Below are 13887 nucleotides of genomic sequence, written 5' to 3' on the forward strand. Positions count from 1 at the left end.
TCAGCCCGCTATCAGGTGGTCGAACTCCCCGTCCTTGACGCCCAGCAGCATCGCCTCGATCTCCGCACGCGTGTAGACGAGCGCGGGACCTTCGGGGAAGCGGGAGTTGCGCACCGCCACGTCCCCGCCCGGCAGTCGCGCGAACTCCACGCAGGAGCCCTGCGAGTTGCTGTGCCGGCTCTTCTGCCAGGCCACCCCGCGCAGCCGTGCGGCCGCCATGCCGTTGTACACGTCGCCCCCGTACCCGCCCTCAACGTCGTGGTCCACAGGTCGCTCCCCGGTGGTGCACTGGCTGGTGTGGCCATTGATGCATCGGTCAACTGATCGGGATCATAGCCCTGTTCACATGCAGATGCGTGCGCAGATGCACGTGCACGGGGAGTGGTTCAGCGGTTACAGTCCTGGCGTCCGCCTCACCCGAGCCGGTCGAGCGTCTGCCCCAGAACGCGCAGGACATGCGAACGCCAGCCCCCGTCCATGATCTTCCGCGCCATCATCTGTGCCGGGTCGTCCGGATCGAATCCGTCGTGCACTAGGAAGAGACGCGTACCGCGGCCTTCCTGTTCCAACGTCCAGGTGAGCGTCCAGTCCGCGGGATTGGCCGGATCGGCGTCCCTCCAGCGGACGGACAGCATCCGCTCGGCGTCGTAGGCGAGAACCTCCACGTCGACGACGCCGGAGAACTTGGAGTGGGGCCGCGGGACGGAGGTCATCCGGTAGCGGTGGCCGACCCGGAGGCGGAAGTCCGCGGCGCCCGGCATCTGCCACTGCGCGAGCAGCGAGGGCTCGGTGAGGGCCCGCCAGACCTTGGCAGGGGGGTGCGGATAGAACTGGTCGACGCGGATCGTGGTGAGGTCGTCGTGGGGGTCGGTGCTCATGTGCGGTCGTGCCCGTGTGGTCGTCGTGGGGGTCGGTGCCCCGGTGCGGTCACCGCAAGGATCGGGGCTCAGCTGCGGTCGTCGTCGGGCATACGGTCCAGCAGCGCGCCGAGTTCCTTCATCCGGCCGCGCCAGAACCGCTCGTACGGGTGGAGCCAGTCCTGCACCTCGGCCAGCGGGGCCGCCTCCAGGCGGTAGATGCGCCGGCGGCCGGAGCGCTGCTCGGAGACGAGACCGGCCTCCCGGAGCACCTTGAGATGTTCCGAGAGGCTGGGGCGGCGCATGGCGAAGCGGTCGGCCAGGTCCTGGACGGACTGGGGCCCGTCCTCACGCAGCAGCCGCAGCACCTCGCGGCGGGTGGCGTTGGCGAGCGCGGCGAAGACGCGGTCCTCCGCGGCGGTACCCGTCCCCTTCATACGGAACTCGTCCCGTTCATGGCGGCGGTCAGAAACCTTCCTTCTCGGTCAGCAGCATCAGACCGTTGCCGTCGGGGTCCGTGAAGGAGGCCATGCGGCCCCAGGGCAGCTCGTCCGGGCCCTGCACGGAGACCCCCGCCTGCGCGAGCCGCGCGCAGGCGGCGTCGACATCGGTCGTGACCAACATGATCCCCCGTGCCGATCCGGGCTCGAAACCCCCCATCCCCGGCCCGGAGAGCGTGAAGACCGTCTGCGCGCCGACGGGTGCCACCTGGAGCCAGCGCCCCTGGGGCATGTCCCGGTCGGCGACGGTCTCGAAACCGAGGACGTCCGCGTAGAAGCGCAGCGCGCGGTCCTGGTCGCCGACGGGGAGGGTGACGAAGGAGGCGTGAGTGATGTGCATGCGAACGAGATTAGGTAGGAGATTCCCTACGTGTCAACCGTAGGGAATCTCCTACCTATCGCTCGTGCGCGTCGCCGGCCCGCTCAGCGGCCGGAGTACGGCAGCAGTGCCATCTCCCGCGCGTTCTTGACCGCCCGCGCCAGCAGCCGCTGCTGCTGGGCCGTGACCCGGGTGACCCGGCGGCTGCGGATCTTGCCGCGGTCGGAGACGAACCTGCGCAGCAGATCGGTGTCCTTGTAGTCGATGTACGAGATCCCGGCCTGCTCCAACGGGTTGGGGCGGTCCTTGGCGGGCTTGCGGTCGCTCTTGCGGGGCATCGGGTCAGACCTCCAGGAGGGTGTCGAAGGCGGACGCCAGGCCCCTCCAGGCCTCGCGCCCGGCGGCGTACTCGGCGTCCGTCAGCAGGCAGGACTCCAGCAGCCGTTCGAGGCCGTCGCGATCGAGGCCGGGGGACGTGAACACGAGGTGCTGGCAGCGGTCGCCGTGCTCCGGGTGCCAGTCCAGCGCGGCGGCGGCCCGGCGCACGGGCGGGACCAGGTCCCAGGCCGCGTCCGGCAGGGCGGCGAGCCACGGGCCCGCGCCCTCCACGCACAGCGCGCCGCCGGCCGCGTCCCAGTGGAGCAGCGTGTCGGGCCGGTCGGCCAGCCAGAACCGGCCCCGGCTGCGCGCGGCGGCGCAGGTCAGGTCCTCCAGGGCCGCGTACAGCCGCTCCGGGTGGAAGGGGCGGTGGCGGCGCCAGACCAGCGTCGAGATGCCGTGCGTGTCCGCCTCGGCGGGCAGCAGCGCGCACGCCGGGTGCTGGGCCGCCGCGGCCGCCTCGACGTCGAATCCGGCGAGGGCGGCGCGGACCAGCTCCGAACGCGGGGCGGCCTCCCGCGCACGTGCCGGGGCAGGAGTGGCGCCCGCCGGGTCACCGTGGCCGATCGGGACCCGGCGGGCCGTCGGGTGCAGTTGTGCCAGCAGTTCGCGGTCCTCGTCGTCGGCCTCCGGGGAGTCGGTGACGGCGAGCACGGGCGCGTACTCCAACTGCCGGGCGAAGGTGTCGGCGACGGTCCGCTGGTCGGTGGCGGCCGCGGCGAGCCCGCCGTCGGCCAGATCGTCGCCGTTGCTGAGGTACGGCAGGACGAGGGCCGGATCGACGGCGGTGATCACGCCGGTGACCGTGAGCCCGCCGGCCACCACCACCTCGACCATCGCCCTGGGCTCCACGGAGTCCCACAGCTCGACCACCGCGAGCGGGGCGTGTCCGGCGGCGGCGATCCCGCGCAGCTCCGGCACCAGGTCCTCGCGCAGCGCGCAGCACGCGCAGTCGTTGACCAGGGGCGTCTCGCCGCGGGACAGCACTCCGGCGGCGTCCCGGACGGTGCGCACGACCGTGCCCGCGGGGGCCGTCGCCAGGTCGTGGTGGAGCGCGACGCTGCCGGGCACCTCGGCGAGGAGCCGCGCGACGGCCGCCTTCCGGGCGTCGGCGTGCAGCCCGCCGACGATCACCACCGGCAGACTCACGCCCCGCCCCGCTTCCCGTACCGGCGCTCGAAGCGCTCCACGCGCCCGGCGGTGTCCAGGACGCGGGCGGTGCCGGTGTAGAAGGGGTGGCTGACGTTCGAGATCTCGACGTCGACGACGGGGTAGGTGTGTCCGTCCTCCCACTCGATCGTCTTCTCGCTGGTCATCGTCGAGCGGGTGAGGAAGGCGTGGTTCGCGGCACGGTCACGGAAGACGACGGGACCGTAGGCCGGGTGGATTCCGTTGCGCACGGCGGACCTCAGCGCTCCTCTCGGAAGTCGGCGTGCCGGCCGGCGACCGGGTCGTACTTGCGCAGGGTCAGCCGGTCCGGGTCGTTACGCCGGTTCTTGCGGGTGACGTAGGTGTAGCCGGTCCCAGCGGTGGACCGGAGTTTGACGACCGGGCGGAGTTCGTTGCGTGCCATGCCGCTATGCTACTGAAAATGAATTCCATTTACATCATCGAACGAGGAGAGGTGCGTCACCCGTGTCCGCCCACTGCATGCTGACCGGCGCCCGGCCCGGCTTCGGCAACCACATCTCGCACTCCCACCGGCGGACCTCCCGCCGCTTCGACCCGAACATCCAGACCAAGCGCTACTGGCTGCCGAGCGAGGGCCGCCACGTGCGGCTGCGGCTGAGCGCGAGGGCGGTCAGGACCGTCGACACGATCGGCGTCGAGGCGGCCGTGGCACGCATCCGCGCGCGCGGGGTGAAGGTCTGAGGAACCCGAGCCACCTGAGGAACCTGAAGCACCCCGAAGAACCCGGACCCGAAGAACCCCGAAGAACCCCGAGGAACCCCGAAGAACAGGGAGACACCATGGCGAAGAAGAGCAAGATCGCGAAGAACGAGAAGCGGCGGCAGATCGTCGAGCGGTACGCCGCCCGCCGGGCCGAGCTGAAGGAGACCATCCGCAGGCCGTCCTCGACGCCGGACGAACGGCTCGCCGCCGAGCGGGAGTTGCGCGGGCAGCCGCGGGACGCGAGCGCCACGCGCGTGCGCAATCGCGACCAGATCGACGGTCGGCCGCGCGGCTACCTGCGCACCTTCGGCCTGTCCCGGGTGAGCCTGCGGGAGCAGGCTCACGCCGGGCATCTGCCCGGGGTCCGGAAGGCCTCCTGGTAAGCGCCAGGTCCTGGTAGCTTGCTGCGGTCGTACCGGCCGCCGGACGGCCGGCCGGTCAGGGCTTGGGGGCTTTCCGATGACTGCGGCGAACAGGGCGGCCGAGGCGGCGGCAACGGGGGCGTGCGCGGCGACGCGGATCGCGGCCGTGACCCTGCTCGGGGCGCTCGCCCTCACCGGGTGCGACAGCGGCGGCTCCGGTGCCACGGGCAAGACCTCCGCCACCCCCGACGCGAGCGTGACCGCGACCGGCGATGACGGCGGCGGCGCAGGCGGTACGGGCGGTCCGACCGCCAACGGGGACGGCGTGGAGGGAAGTTGGCTCGCCACCACCGGCGGCAAGGCCGTGGTCCTGATCGTCACCGGCCGGCGGGCCGCGCTCTTCTCGACCGACCGGACCATCTGCACCGGGAGGGCGGTCGAGGAGGGCGCGAGGCATGTGATCCGCCTCGACGCGTGCAAGGCCCGTACGTCCGGCACGGTGGACTCCGTCAACAAGACCACGCTCCGCGTTACCTGGGAGGGTGGTCTCGGCTCGGAGACGTACACCCGGTCGACGGGCGGGGCGCTACCGTCGGGCCTGCCGACGGCGAGCCTGGGCTCCTGACGCGCGGGGCCGATCGCGGGGCGGGCAACCGCGCCGCCCGCTCGTGCGTGATGATCCTCGGGCATCGTCACGATCCAAGGGACCAGTTCATGCACGCCATTCCGATTCCGATCACCGTCACCGCCCTCGCCGCGGCCCTCCTGCTCACCGCCTGCGACAGCGGCGGCAGCGGCACCGGCTCCGGCTCCGGCTCCGGCTCCGGCTCCGGCTCCGGCTCCGGGGACAAGAACACCGGCGGCACGGCTTGCCGGATCACCGAGTTCGGGGTTCAGGTCGGTCCGGCCAACGCCGCGCCCGCCGCCGGGGACACGGGCAATGTGCCCGTCACCGTCACCAACCGGGGTGCGCGGTGCACCCTTGAGGGCTTCCCGGGCGTCACCCTGTCCGCCGGCAACGTCACGGCGACCGTCCCGCAGGACAAGTCCGGCAAGCCGGAGAAGCTCACTCTCGCCAAGGACGACACGGCTTCCTTCACTCTCACCTACGTGCGGGGCAAGGAGAACGACGCCAAGAGCCTCGCGGTGACGTCACTGAAGGTCAGCCTGCCCGGAGCGTCCGGCAGCCAGGATTTCCCGTGGTCCTACGGCCCGGTCCAGGGAAGGAAGAACGTGGGCGACCCGGACGCGTCGGTGACGGCCCTCCAGCAGGCCGGCGACTGACCGACGCCGTTCACGCGGGTGGCGCGGCACGTCGGCCGAGCGGCGGGCGGGACTTCACCTGGGCCCGGTCCGCCGCCCGGGCGCCCTCCGTCCACCCCGCCGTGTCGCTCACCCCGCGCAGGCGGGTGGTGGTCGTCTCCGGGAACAAGCGGTCCACCCGGTCGGTGACCGCGACGTCCCGGCTCGCCAGGACGGGCAGCAGGTCCGCGGTCACCTGGGTCTCGGCGGCGGCCGCGAGGCGGGCGCCGACTCGGTGGGCGTAGGCGGCGAGGAAGGACTGCCGGAAGGTCTTGGTCCGCTTGCGCCCGCCAGCTCGCTGGGCGGCCTCCGCCCTGGTCATCGCCGTCGTGGCCTGGATCAGCAGGGAGGCGTAGAGCAGTTCGACCGCCTCCAGGTCGGCCTCGAAGCCGACGACGGTGGAGAACGCGAGGGCCTCGTTCCACACGGCGCGGCAGTGGTTCGCGGTGGCCACGGCGTCCAGCAGCACGGCCTTGGCCTGTTCGTACGGCGGCTCGACACCGATCCGGCAGGCGCCGGGAGCGTCGGGCGACGGGGCACGGGCGGCGAGCAGCGCCTCGTCGACACTGTGCCGCGCCATCAGCTCCTGCGCCTTGGCGCTCAGCGCCTCCGCCTCCTCCGGGTACCCGGTCGCCTCCGCCTTGGCGAGCAGCGCCCGGATGCGGGTGAGCATGCGGGACTCGGTCCGGGGCGCGGGCGCGGGCTCGTCCAGGGGTTCGAGCGCGGGCAGCCGCAGCAGCAGGCGGTAGAGCTCCAGGACGGCGGTGGCATGCGAGAAACGGTCGGTGCGGGGCGGTTCAACGGGCGGCAGTCCGTCGAGCTGGGCGGCCCAGCGCGGGCCGCGCGGCCGGTCGTCGGCCGCCTGCGTGCGGACGAGCGCCGCGAGCAGTCGCACATGGACCTCGTCGAGCTCCCGCCGCACGATCCGGGCGACATCGGCGGGCCGCCAGCCCCGCTGCCACGTCGTCGCCACGAACTCCTGCCCGCGCCGGGCAAGTTCGGCGTCCGCCCCGGGGTCGGCCGCCAGCAGGGAGGCGCCGGTGTCGAGGGCGTCGCCGGAGGGTGCGTACAGGGCGGCCCGAAAGGCCCGGTCGACGGTGCTGGACGTACTCACCGCTCGATCGTGCCATGAGGCACGCGCGACTCTGTCCACACCCTGTGGACAAACCAGCCGCGGAGCGCCCCTCGGGGTGTCAACTTCGGGTTGACACCCCGGAAAGCGCAACCTACGGTTGACACATGACGAACCCCACCATCAGGTCGAGCGTCCGTCTGGACGACCTCATCTCGGCCATCAAGAAGGTCCACCAGGAACCCCTCGAACAGCTCCAGGACGCCGTACTCGCCGGCGAGCACCTCGGCGAGGTGGCGGACCACCTCATCGGACACTTCGTCGACCAGGCCCGCCGTTCCGGTGCCTCCTGGACCGACATCGGCAGGAGCATGGGCGTCACCCGGCAGGCCGCGCAGAAGCGGTTCGTGCCCAAGGAGTCGGCCGACCTGGACCCCAGCCAGGGCTTCAGCCGCTACACGCCCCGCGCCCGCAAGGTGGTCATGATCGCCCACGAGGAGGCCAAGGCCGCCGGGAGCGCCGAGGGAACGCCCGCGCACCTGGTCCTCGGGCTGCTCGCCGAACCGGAGGCCATGGCCGCGCAGGCCATCGAGGCCCAGGGCGTCACCCTGGACGCCGCCCGCGAGGCCGCGACCGCCGCCCTGCCACCCGCGTCCGCCGACGCTCCCGAGCTGGTCCCGTACGGCTCGGCCGCCAAGAAGGCCTTGGAACTCACCTTCCGCGAGGCCCTGCGCCTCGGCCACAACTACATCGGCACCGAGCACATCCTGCTGGCCCTGCTGGAGCTGGAGAACGGCGAGGGCGTCCTCAGCGGGCTCGGCCTGGACAAGGCACGCACCGAGGAGTACGTCGCGGCGGCCCTGGCGGAGCTGGTGAAGGACCGCGCCCGGCAGGACGAGGACCAGGAGCCGCACGACGACGGACAGGACGGCTGACCACCCTCCCGGGCAGCGGGCCGGAGCCCGTTGTCAGACCCGCCTGCGACACTCGCCGACATGACCGACCGGTGGGCTCTGGCACCGGCCGAGGACGGCGGCGCCGAGGTCGCCCCCCTCGGCCGGGACGGCCTGCCCGCCGGTCCGGTGCACCGTGCCGCCGGCCTCGCGGAGGCGGTCCGCGGCAGACCGGACGTCACACGATGGGTGTGGCGGTCCACCGCCGAGGTCTATCCACGCCTGCTCGCCGCGGGCGTGCGGGTGGAGCGGTGCTACGACGTCGAGGACGCCGAGACGCTCCTCCTCGGCCACGAGGGGCGCCACGGCGAGCCCCGCTCGGCCGCCGCCGCCCTGGCCAGGCTGCGCGGCGGCCCCGTACCGCCGGACCCGCCGCACCGGTCCGCCGAACCCGGCGCGCAGTCCTCGCTCTTCGAGCCGCAGGGCGTGGGCCTGCCGCTGGCGGACCTGATCACGGTCTACGCCGAGCAGCAGCGGCGGCACGAGCGAGCCGAGCACCCCGACCGCATGCGCCTGCTGACCGCCGCCGAGTCGGCGGGCACGCTGGTGGCGGCCGAGATGAACCGCGCGGGCCTGCCCTGGCGCGCGGACGTGCACCGCGAGGTGCTGCACGAACTGCTCGGCGAGCGGTACGCGGGCGGCGGCGAGCCCCGCCGACTGGCCGAACTCGCGGACGAGGTGTCCGCCGCCTTCGGCCACCGGGTGCGGCCGGATCTGCCCGCCGACGTGGTCAAGGCCTTCGCCCGGGCCGGAATCAGGGTGAAGTCCACCCGCCGCTGGGAGCTCAGGTCCGTCGACCACCCGGCCGTCGAACCCCTGCTGGAGTACAAGAGGCTGTACCGGATCTGGGTCGCCCACGGCTGGTCCTGGCTCCAGGACTGGGTGCGGGAGGGGCGGTTCAGACCGGAGTTCCTCGCCGGCGGCACGGTCACCGGCCGCTGGGTGACCAACGGCGGGGGCGCGCTGCAGGTCCCGAAGGTCATCCGCCGGGCCGTGGTGGCCGACCCCGGCTGGCGGCTGGTCGTGGCCGACGCCGCCCAGATGGAGCCGCGGGTGCTGGCGGCGATCTCCCGCGACCCGGGGCTGATGGAGGTGGCGGGCCGGGACGCCGACCTCTACCAGTCGGTGTCCGACCGGGCCTTCTCCGGCGACCGCGCCCAGGCGAAACTCGCCGTGCTCGGCGCGGTCTACGGGCAGACCTCCGGCGACGGCCTGAAGAACCTCGCCGCCCTCAGACGCCGCTTCCCCAAGGCGGTGGCGTACGTCGACGAGGCCGCGCGGGCGGGCGAGGAGGGCCGGCTCGTACGGACCTGGCTGGGCCGCACGTGTCCCCCGGCTGCCGGGACGACCGAGGACGCGACCGGGGAGGCGGGCCTTCCGCAGGACGACCCGGCCTCCGCGCCCCCCGCCGACCAGGGCTGGATGCCGGGGTACGCCTCCACCAACTCCCGTGCCCGAGGCCGGTTCGCCCGCAACTTCGTCGTGCAGGGCAGCGCCGCGGACTGGGCCCTGCTGCTGCTCGCGGCGCTGCGCCGCGCCTGCCGGGACATGGCGGCCGAGCTGGTCTTCTTCCAGCACGACGAGGTGATCGTGCACTGCCCGAAGGAGGAGGCGGACACGGTCGTCGAGGCGATCCGGCAGGCCGCGGAGGTGGCGGGACGGCTGACGTTCGGCGAGACCCCGGTGCGGTTTCCGTTCACGACGGCGGTGGTGGAGTGCTACGCCGACGCGAAGTGAGCGCGGGGGCGGAACGTGCGCCGGGCAGGACGTGAACGCGGGGGCGGAACGTGCGCCGGGCAGGACGTGAGCCTGGGGCCCGACATGGGACCGAACCACGTACAGACCCGGCAGACAGCCCGAACACCGTACGGCCCCGGCAAAGCAAACGGCCCGAACACCGTACGGCCCCGGCAGACAGCCCGAACTCCGCAGCGACCCGCCCCCTCCCGGCACGCACCGGGCCTCGCGCGGCCCCCGCCCGTCGTGATCCGGCGGTCAGACGACCGGCGGCCGGCCGAGCCTCGTCAGCCGCCACACGGTCCGCCAGTGCATGGGCCGCCGCTCCCCCGCGGACCCGCGCAGCCCCTCCACGAACCCGCCGAACCAGGCCCGCAGCCCGGCGAGCGAACGGGTCCGCGCCAGGGTGAGCAGCGTCCACACGCCGAGGTGCACCGGGACGAGCGGGAGCGGCAGCCGCCGCCGGACCAGCCAGACCCGGTTGCGGGCGGTGACCCGGTAGTAGATCGCGTGCCGGGCGGGCGAGGTCTTCGGGTGCCGCAGGAGCAGCTCGGGCGCGTAGAGGATCTTCCAGCCGGCGTCGGCGGCACGCCAGGCCAGGTCGGTCTCCTCGTGCGCGAAGAAGAACTCCGCGGGCCAGTCCCCGGTCTGCTCCAGCATCGCCATCCGCAGGGCGTGCCCGCCGCCGAGGAACCCGGTGACGTACCCGCCCCGCATCGGGTCCGACCTGCCGATCCGCGGCACGTGCCGCTGCTGGGTCTCGCCGCACTCGTCGGCGATGCGGAAGCCGACGATGCCGAGGCGCGGGTCGGCGGCGTACAGATCCCGTACCCGGCGCAGTACGTCGGCGTCGACCAGGAGCCCGTCGTCGTCCAGCTCCACGACCACGTCCACGTCCCCGAACTCCCGCAGCCGGGCCAGGGCGACATTGCGCCCGCCGGGACAGCCGAGGTTCTCGTCGAGATCGACCGCCGTGACCTCGCCGGGCAGGGACAGCCGGCGCGCGAACTCGGGCAGCCGGCACCCGTTGCCGACGATCACGATGCGCGCGGGCGCGAGATCCTGCTTGGCCACGGACTCCAGCAGGGCGTCGACCTCGGCAGGCCGGTTGCCCATGGTCACCACCGCGACAGCGATCCTCGGCTCCACCACGGCCCTCACCCCATCCGACGACAACGGCGCCCGCGCGGCGCCCCTCGTTCACCAGGATGTCGCCCGGGCGGCGCCGGTTGCTCTGACGCCACCTCACTTTGCGGCCTCTTGCCCCCGCCTCACCGCAACCCTCCCGGAACCGGTACGAAAACCGCACCTCACGCCGCGAGTCCGTCAGCCGCCCGGGTGATGTCCGCGAGATTCCGCGCGGTCACCCGGTCGGGTACTGTCCGGAGAAAAATGTCCGGGAGAACCGGTTCGGCCGCGTTTGTTCCCCGATCATGCCCGAGTGAGCATGCAACTCCGAAGTGCCGCACGCCGCCGGGCCGTTCCGGCCGCCGTGGGCTCCCTCCTCGCCCTGTCCCTCCTGACCGCCCCGTCCGCCGACGCGCAGCCCGCCGGTGCGCAACAGACCGCCGACTCGCAACAGACCGGCGGCGGGCTCCCGTCGCGTGCCGTGCCGCAGTCCAGGCCGATGACGGTCGCGGAAGCCCGTACGGACGCCTACCTGAGATCGCTGCGCTCCCGGCCCGTGCGCTTGCGCGGGTTCTTCGTGAGCCTGCCCAAGGGCGGGGACCTGCACAACCACCTCTCCGGCGCGGTGTCCACGGAGTACCTGATCAAACTGGCCGCCGAGGACGGGCTGTGCGTCGAGACCGCGACGCTGACCGCCGTCGCGCCGCCATGCAGGCCCGGGACCCGCCCCGCGGCGGACGCCCGGACCGACCGCGCCTTCCACGACGCGCTGGTCCGCGCGTGGTCCATGGAGGACTTCCCGCCCGGCGGCAACGGCCACGACCACTTCTTCGACACCTTCGGGAAGTTCGGCGAGGTGACCTGGCGGCACCGGGGCAAGCTGCTCGCCCAGGTCGCCGACCACGTCGCGGGCCAGAACCAGTTCTATCTGGAGACCATGGTCACCCCGGCCTCCGACGGCGCGAAGCAGCTGGCCGCCGAGGTCGGCTGGGACAGCGATCTCGCCGCGCTGCACCGCAAGTTGGTGGCCGGCGGCAAGCTGGACAAGCTGGTCGCCGCGGCCCGCAAGGAGGCCGACGACGGCGACGCCGAGTTCCGCGCGACCGAGCGCTGCGGCACCCGCAAGGCCCGGCCCGGCTGCCGGCTCACCGTCCGCTGGATCTCCCAGGCCTCCCGGGGCAGCGCCCCGGAGCGGGTCTTCACCCAACTCGCCCTGGGCCTGCGGCTGGCCGAGCGCGACCCGCGCTTCGTCGCGGTCAACCTCGTCCAGCCGGAGGACGGAGACGTCGCGCTGCGCGACTACAGCCTCCAGATGCACATGGTCCGCTATCTGCGCGGCCAGTACCCGAAGGCCCATGTCACCCTGCACGCAGGCGAGTTGTGGCCCGGGCTGGTCAAGCCCAAGGACCTGAGGTTCCACATCGAGGAGGCCGTCGACGTCGCCCGCACCGAGCGCGTCGGGCACGGCGTCGACCTCATCCACGAGGACGGCTGGCGGAGCACGGCCCGCACCATGGCCGCCCGCCAGGTCGCCGTCGAAGTGCCCTTCACCAGCAACGCCCAGATCCTCGGGGTGAAGGGCGCCGACCACCCCTTCACCACGTATCGCCGCTACGGCGTCCCCATCGTGCTGGCCACCGACGACCCCGGCGTGTCCCGGATCGACATCAGCCACGAGTACCAGTACGCCGCCACGACCTACGGCCTCTCCTACGCCGAGCTGAAGGACCTCGCGCGCGCCTCACTCCAGTACGCCTTCCTGCCCGGTGCGAGCCTGTGGCAGGGCAATCCCACCACCACGGGCTACCGGGTCGTGCCGGCCTGCCGCGGTGAGCGCCCCGGCCTGCCCGTACGGACCCGGGCCTGTCAGCTCCTGCTGTCCCGCAGCCCCAAGGCGGAACTCGAGTGGCGCCAGGAGGCGGCCTTCGCCGTCTTCGAGCGCACACACGCCCGCGCGATGCGCTGAACACCCTCCGTGCCCTCTCCCATGTGGGCACGAGGGCACTCCCACCCCACGGGGGCACTCCGCGGCGCGAGCCCCGGCGTGCCCCCGTGGCCCGTGACCCGTGGCCCCGTCGTCCGCAGGCCGTCTCAGGGGTGGGCGGGGCTCTCCGCGGAGGGTGCGGCTTCGGGGACGTCGTCAGCTCGTCCGGCCACGGTCAGCCGCAGCGTCGTGGCGGCCACGACCCCCGCCACCAGACCGCAGGTCAGTGCGGCGGGAACGCCGTTCCCGAGGCCCGCGGACAGATACGTCAACCCCCAGCGCAGGCCCGCCCCGTCCGTCGCCATCCGCAGCAACTGGCTCGCCAGCAGTCCGAGGACGGTCGCGCACACCGCGCCGACCGCCATCGCCGGGACGGTGGCCCGGGTCAGCAGCACGGGCAGCCACCGCAGCCCCCACCACACCACCACGAGCACCAGTACGTCGGGAAGCCGGTGCAGGAACCAGTCACCGAACGGCGCGCCCGCCGGGCCCGCCCAGCCGCCGAGCAGCAGCCACTGGCGCAGCAGCTCACCCGGCTCGGCGAACAGCCCACCGACCGGGTCGATCCTCTGGATGGCGGCTGCCACCGACTGGTACGAGAGAACGACCAGGGACAGCGCGATGATCGCGGTCCCGGCGGTGGCGGCAACACGGGCGGCGCGCGCCGGGACGGCCTGCCGCGGCAACGGACCGGCCCCCTTCGCGGTGATCCGGGCCGCGAACACCGTCCCCACCGCCGCGACCAGCGCGGCCACCACCAGGATCTGCCGCCCGGACGAGATCGTGCCCGCCAACTGGGGCAGGAAGCGGTAACTGCCGCGCCCCCGCGAGGCGATCAGCCACGGCGCGGAGACGGCCACCGCCAGGGTCCCCGCCACCAGTCCCCAGGCCCATACCGCGAGCAGTGTGGCGGGCAGCCGGCCGTGCACCGGCGGAAGCCTGCGGACCAGGTGCAGCGCGCCGGGCACGAAGAAGGCGAACACCGCGCCGAAACGGATCTGCATCGCGGTGTGGTGGAGCACCAGGTAGCGCGCTCCGTCCGGGGCAGGCGTGCCATTGACCCAGTCGGACGCCTCGCCACCGAACCGCACGACGTCCGGAGGGTCGTACGACCAGGGGATGAGCCAGTATTCGAGCTCGGCGGCGGTCCGGCCGCCGATCGCGTCGGCGGTGCCCGCCAGGTGCAGCGCCTGCACGCTCGCCCCCGCCCACCACAGCAACGCCGTGATCAGCAGACCCCCGACCAGCGCCGGTATCGCCGCGCGCCGATACGTCATGACCGTCCCCCGCCCTTGTCCGCGCGTTCCGCGCATGTCACAGCCGGGCGGTGAGACTACGGCTCCCCGATCACATACGGATCACGGCGGGCGGCCCGACCGGGCATGCTCCGGCACCGCGGCCC

Annotated in this window: 18 protein-coding genes; 7 read left to right on the plus strand and 11 right to left on the minus strand. The window is 73.2% G+C overall.

Annotation, left to right across the window (positions count from 1 at the left end):
* The 8 genes from ACIQMV_RS28975 to rpmG all read right to left on the minus strand — a co-directional run bounded on the left by ACIQMV_RS28975 (window position 1) and on the right by rpmG (window position 3627).
* Window positions 1-267, minus strand: coding sequence for a DUF397 domain-containing protein (locus ACIQMV_RS28975; protein WP_225076921.1), 267 nt, complete (start codon window positions 265-267; stop codon window positions 1-3).
* A gap of 146 nt (window positions 268-413) precedes the next feature.
* Complete coding sequence (locus tag ACIQMV_RS28980) at window positions 414-878, minus strand: SRPBCC domain-containing protein (RefSeq protein WP_401776365.1); 465 nt, start codon at window positions 876-878, stop codon at window positions 414-416.
* Window positions 879-946: 68 nt separating this feature from the next.
* Window positions 947-1294, minus strand: coding sequence for an ArsR/SmtB family transcription factor (locus tag ACIQMV_RS28985; RefSeq protein ID WP_402596284.1), 348 nt, complete (start codon window positions 1292-1294; stop codon window positions 947-949).
* A 28-nt stretch (window positions 1295-1322) separates the two neighbouring features.
* On the minus strand, window positions 1323-1697 hold the full coding sequence (locus tag ACIQMV_RS28990; protein ID WP_402596285.1) for a VOC family protein: 375 nt from the start codon (window positions 1695-1697) through the stop codon (window positions 1323-1325).
* Window positions 1698-1780: 83 nt separating this feature from the next.
* Window positions 1781-2014, minus strand: a complete 234-nt coding sequence (gene rpsR / locus ACIQMV_RS28995) for a 30S ribosomal protein S18 (RefSeq protein WP_402596286.1) — start codon at window positions 2012-2014, stop codon at window positions 1781-1783.
* A gap of 4 nt (window positions 2015-2018) precedes the next feature.
* The gene (locus ACIQMV_RS29000) at window positions 2019-3203 is read right to left on the minus strand and encodes a CobW family GTP-binding protein (RefSeq protein WP_402596287.1); all 1185 of its coding nucleotides are present in this window, start codon (window positions 3201-3203) and stop codon (window positions 2019-2021) included.
* Window positions 3200-3454 (minus strand): type B 50S ribosomal protein L31, encoded by a 255-nt coding sequence (locus tag ACIQMV_RS29005; RefSeq protein WP_141359621.1) that lies wholly within the window; start codon window positions 3452-3454, stop codon window positions 3200-3202. The genes ACIQMV_RS29000 and ACIQMV_RS29005 overlap by 4 nt, the downstream gene beginning before the upstream one ends.
* Window positions 3455-3462: 8 nt before the next feature.
* On the minus strand, window positions 3463-3627 hold the full coding sequence (gene rpmG, locus ACIQMV_RS29010; RefSeq protein ID WP_141359622.1) for a 50S ribosomal protein L33: 165 nt from the start codon (window positions 3625-3627) through the stop codon (window positions 3463-3465).
* A gap of 62 nt (window positions 3628-3689) precedes the next feature.
* Between rpmG and rpmB the strand changes: the two genes are divergently transcribed.
* The 4 genes from rpmB to ACIQMV_RS29030 all read left to right on the plus strand — a co-directional run bounded on the left by rpmB (window position 3690) and on the right by ACIQMV_RS29030 (window position 5593).
* Window positions 3690-3926 (plus strand): 50S ribosomal protein L28, encoded by a 237-nt coding sequence (gene rpmB / locus ACIQMV_RS29015; protein WP_141359623.1) that lies wholly within the window; start codon window positions 3690-3692, stop codon window positions 3924-3926.
* Window positions 3927-4024: 98 nt separating this feature from the next.
* Window positions 4025-4330, plus strand: a complete 306-nt coding sequence (gene rpsN, locus ACIQMV_RS29020; RefSeq protein ID WP_401776350.1) for a 30S ribosomal protein S14 — start codon at window positions 4025-4027, stop codon at window positions 4328-4330.
* Between the two features lie 76 nt (window positions 4331-4406).
* On the plus strand, window positions 4407-4934 hold the full coding sequence (locus tag ACIQMV_RS29025) for a hypothetical protein (protein WP_402596288.1): 528 nt from the start codon (window positions 4407-4409) through the stop codon (window positions 4932-4934).
* Between the two features lie 89 nt (window positions 4935-5023).
* On the plus strand, window positions 5024-5593 hold the full coding sequence (locus ACIQMV_RS29030; protein ID WP_402596289.1) for a DUF4232 domain-containing protein: 570 nt from the start codon (window positions 5024-5026) through the stop codon (window positions 5591-5593).
* A gap of 10 nt (window positions 5594-5603) precedes the next feature.
* On the opposite strand, the gene ACIQMV_RS29035 is transcribed toward ACIQMV_RS29030, so the two are convergent.
* Entirely contained in the window at window positions 5604-6725 is a 1122-nt protein-coding gene (locus tag ACIQMV_RS29035; protein WP_402596290.1) for a DUF2786 domain-containing protein, read from the minus strand.
* Between the two features lie 125 nt (window positions 6726-6850).
* Between ACIQMV_RS29035 and ACIQMV_RS29040 the strand changes: the two genes are divergently transcribed.
* Both ACIQMV_RS29040 and ACIQMV_RS29045 read left to right on the plus strand, forming a co-directional pair.
* Window positions 6851-7618 (plus strand): Clp protease N-terminal domain-containing protein, encoded by a 768-nt coding sequence (locus ACIQMV_RS29040; protein WP_402596291.1) that lies wholly within the window; start codon window positions 6851-6853, stop codon window positions 7616-7618.
* A gap of 60 nt (window positions 7619-7678) precedes the next feature.
* The gene (locus ACIQMV_RS29045; RefSeq protein WP_402596292.1) at window positions 7679-9373 is read left to right on the plus strand and encodes a bifunctional 3'-5' exonuclease/DNA polymerase; all 1695 of its coding nucleotides are present in this window, start codon (window positions 7679-7681) and stop codon (window positions 9371-9373) included.
* 258 nt (window positions 9374-9631) lie between these two features.
* On the opposite strand, the gene ACIQMV_RS29050 is transcribed toward ACIQMV_RS29045, so the two are convergent.
* Entirely contained in the window at window positions 9632-10525 is an 894-nt protein-coding gene (locus ACIQMV_RS29050; RefSeq protein WP_402596293.1) for a glycosyltransferase family 2 protein, read from the minus strand.
* A 295-nt stretch (window positions 10526-10820) separates the two neighbouring features.
* On the opposite strand from ACIQMV_RS29050, the gene ACIQMV_RS29055 reads away from it, so the two are divergent.
* The gene (locus ACIQMV_RS29055) at window positions 10821-12467 is read left to right on the plus strand and encodes an adenosine deaminase (protein ID WP_402596342.1); all 1647 of its coding nucleotides are present in this window, start codon (window positions 10821-10823) and stop codon (window positions 12465-12467) included.
* Between the two features lie 125 nt (window positions 12468-12592).
* Here the strand turns inward: ACIQMV_RS29055 and ACIQMV_RS29060 are convergent, their stop codons facing one another.
* The gene (locus ACIQMV_RS29060; RefSeq protein ID WP_402596294.1) at window positions 12593-13762 is read right to left on the minus strand and encodes a hypothetical protein; all 1170 of its coding nucleotides are present in this window, start codon (window positions 13760-13762) and stop codon (window positions 12593-12595) included.
* Between the last annotated feature and the right edge of the window lie 125 nt (window positions 13763-13887).

Origin of the sequence: Streptomyces sp. NPDC091412 (genome assembly GCF_044756885.1) — a bacterium.
In the GTDB taxonomy this organism is placed as follows: domain Bacteria; phylum Actinomycetota; class Actinomycetes; order Streptomycetales; family Streptomycetaceae; genus Streptomyces.

Bases quoted from the DNA above. Each gene is read 5' to 3' on its own strand.
- ACIQMV_RS29055 (WP_402596342.1), top strand. From the start codon at position 10,821: ATGCAACTCCGAAGTGCCGCACGCCGCCGGGCCGTTCCGGCCGCCGTG.
- ACIQMV_RS29030 (WP_402596289.1), top strand. From the start codon at position 5,024: ATGCACGCCATTCCGATTCCGATCACCGTCACCGCCCTCGCCGCGGCC.
- rpsN (WP_401776350.1), top strand. From the start codon at position 4,025: ATGGCGAAGAAGAGCAAGATCGCGAAGAACGAGAAGCGGCGGCAGATC.
- ACIQMV_RS29060 (WP_402596294.1), bottom strand. From the start codon at position 13,762: ATGACGTATCGGCGCGCGGCGATACCGGCGCTGGTCGGGGGTCTGCTG.
- ACIQMV_RS29045 (WP_402596292.1), top strand. From the start codon at position 7,679: ATGACCGACCGGTGGGCTCTGGCACCGGCCGAGGACGGCGGCGCCGAG.
- rpmG (WP_141359622.1), bottom strand. From the start codon at position 3,627: ATGGCACGCAACGAACTCCGCCCGGTCGTCAAACTCCGGTCCACCGCT.
- ACIQMV_RS28980 (WP_401776365.1), bottom strand. From the start codon at position 878: ATGAGCACCGACCCCCACGACGACCTCACCACGATCCGCGTCGACCAG.
- ACIQMV_RS28990 (WP_402596285.1), bottom strand. From the start codon at position 1,697: ATGCACATCACTCACGCCTCCTTCGTCACCCTCCCCGTCGGCGACCAG.
- ACIQMV_RS29040 (WP_402596291.1), top strand. From the start codon at position 6,851: ATGACGAACCCCACCATCAGGTCGAGCGTCCGTCTGGACGACCTCATC.
- rpsR (WP_402596286.1), bottom strand. From the start codon at position 2,014: ATGCCCCGCAAGAGCGACCGCAAGCCCGCCAAGGACCGCCCCAACCCG.
- ACIQMV_RS28985 (WP_402596284.1), bottom strand. From the start codon at position 1,294: ATGAAGGGGACGGGTACCGCCGCGGAGGACCGCGTCTTCGCCGCGCTC.
- ACIQMV_RS29025 (WP_402596288.1), top strand. From the start codon at position 4,407: ATGACTGCGGCGAACAGGGCGGCCGAGGCGGCGGCAACGGGGGCGTGC.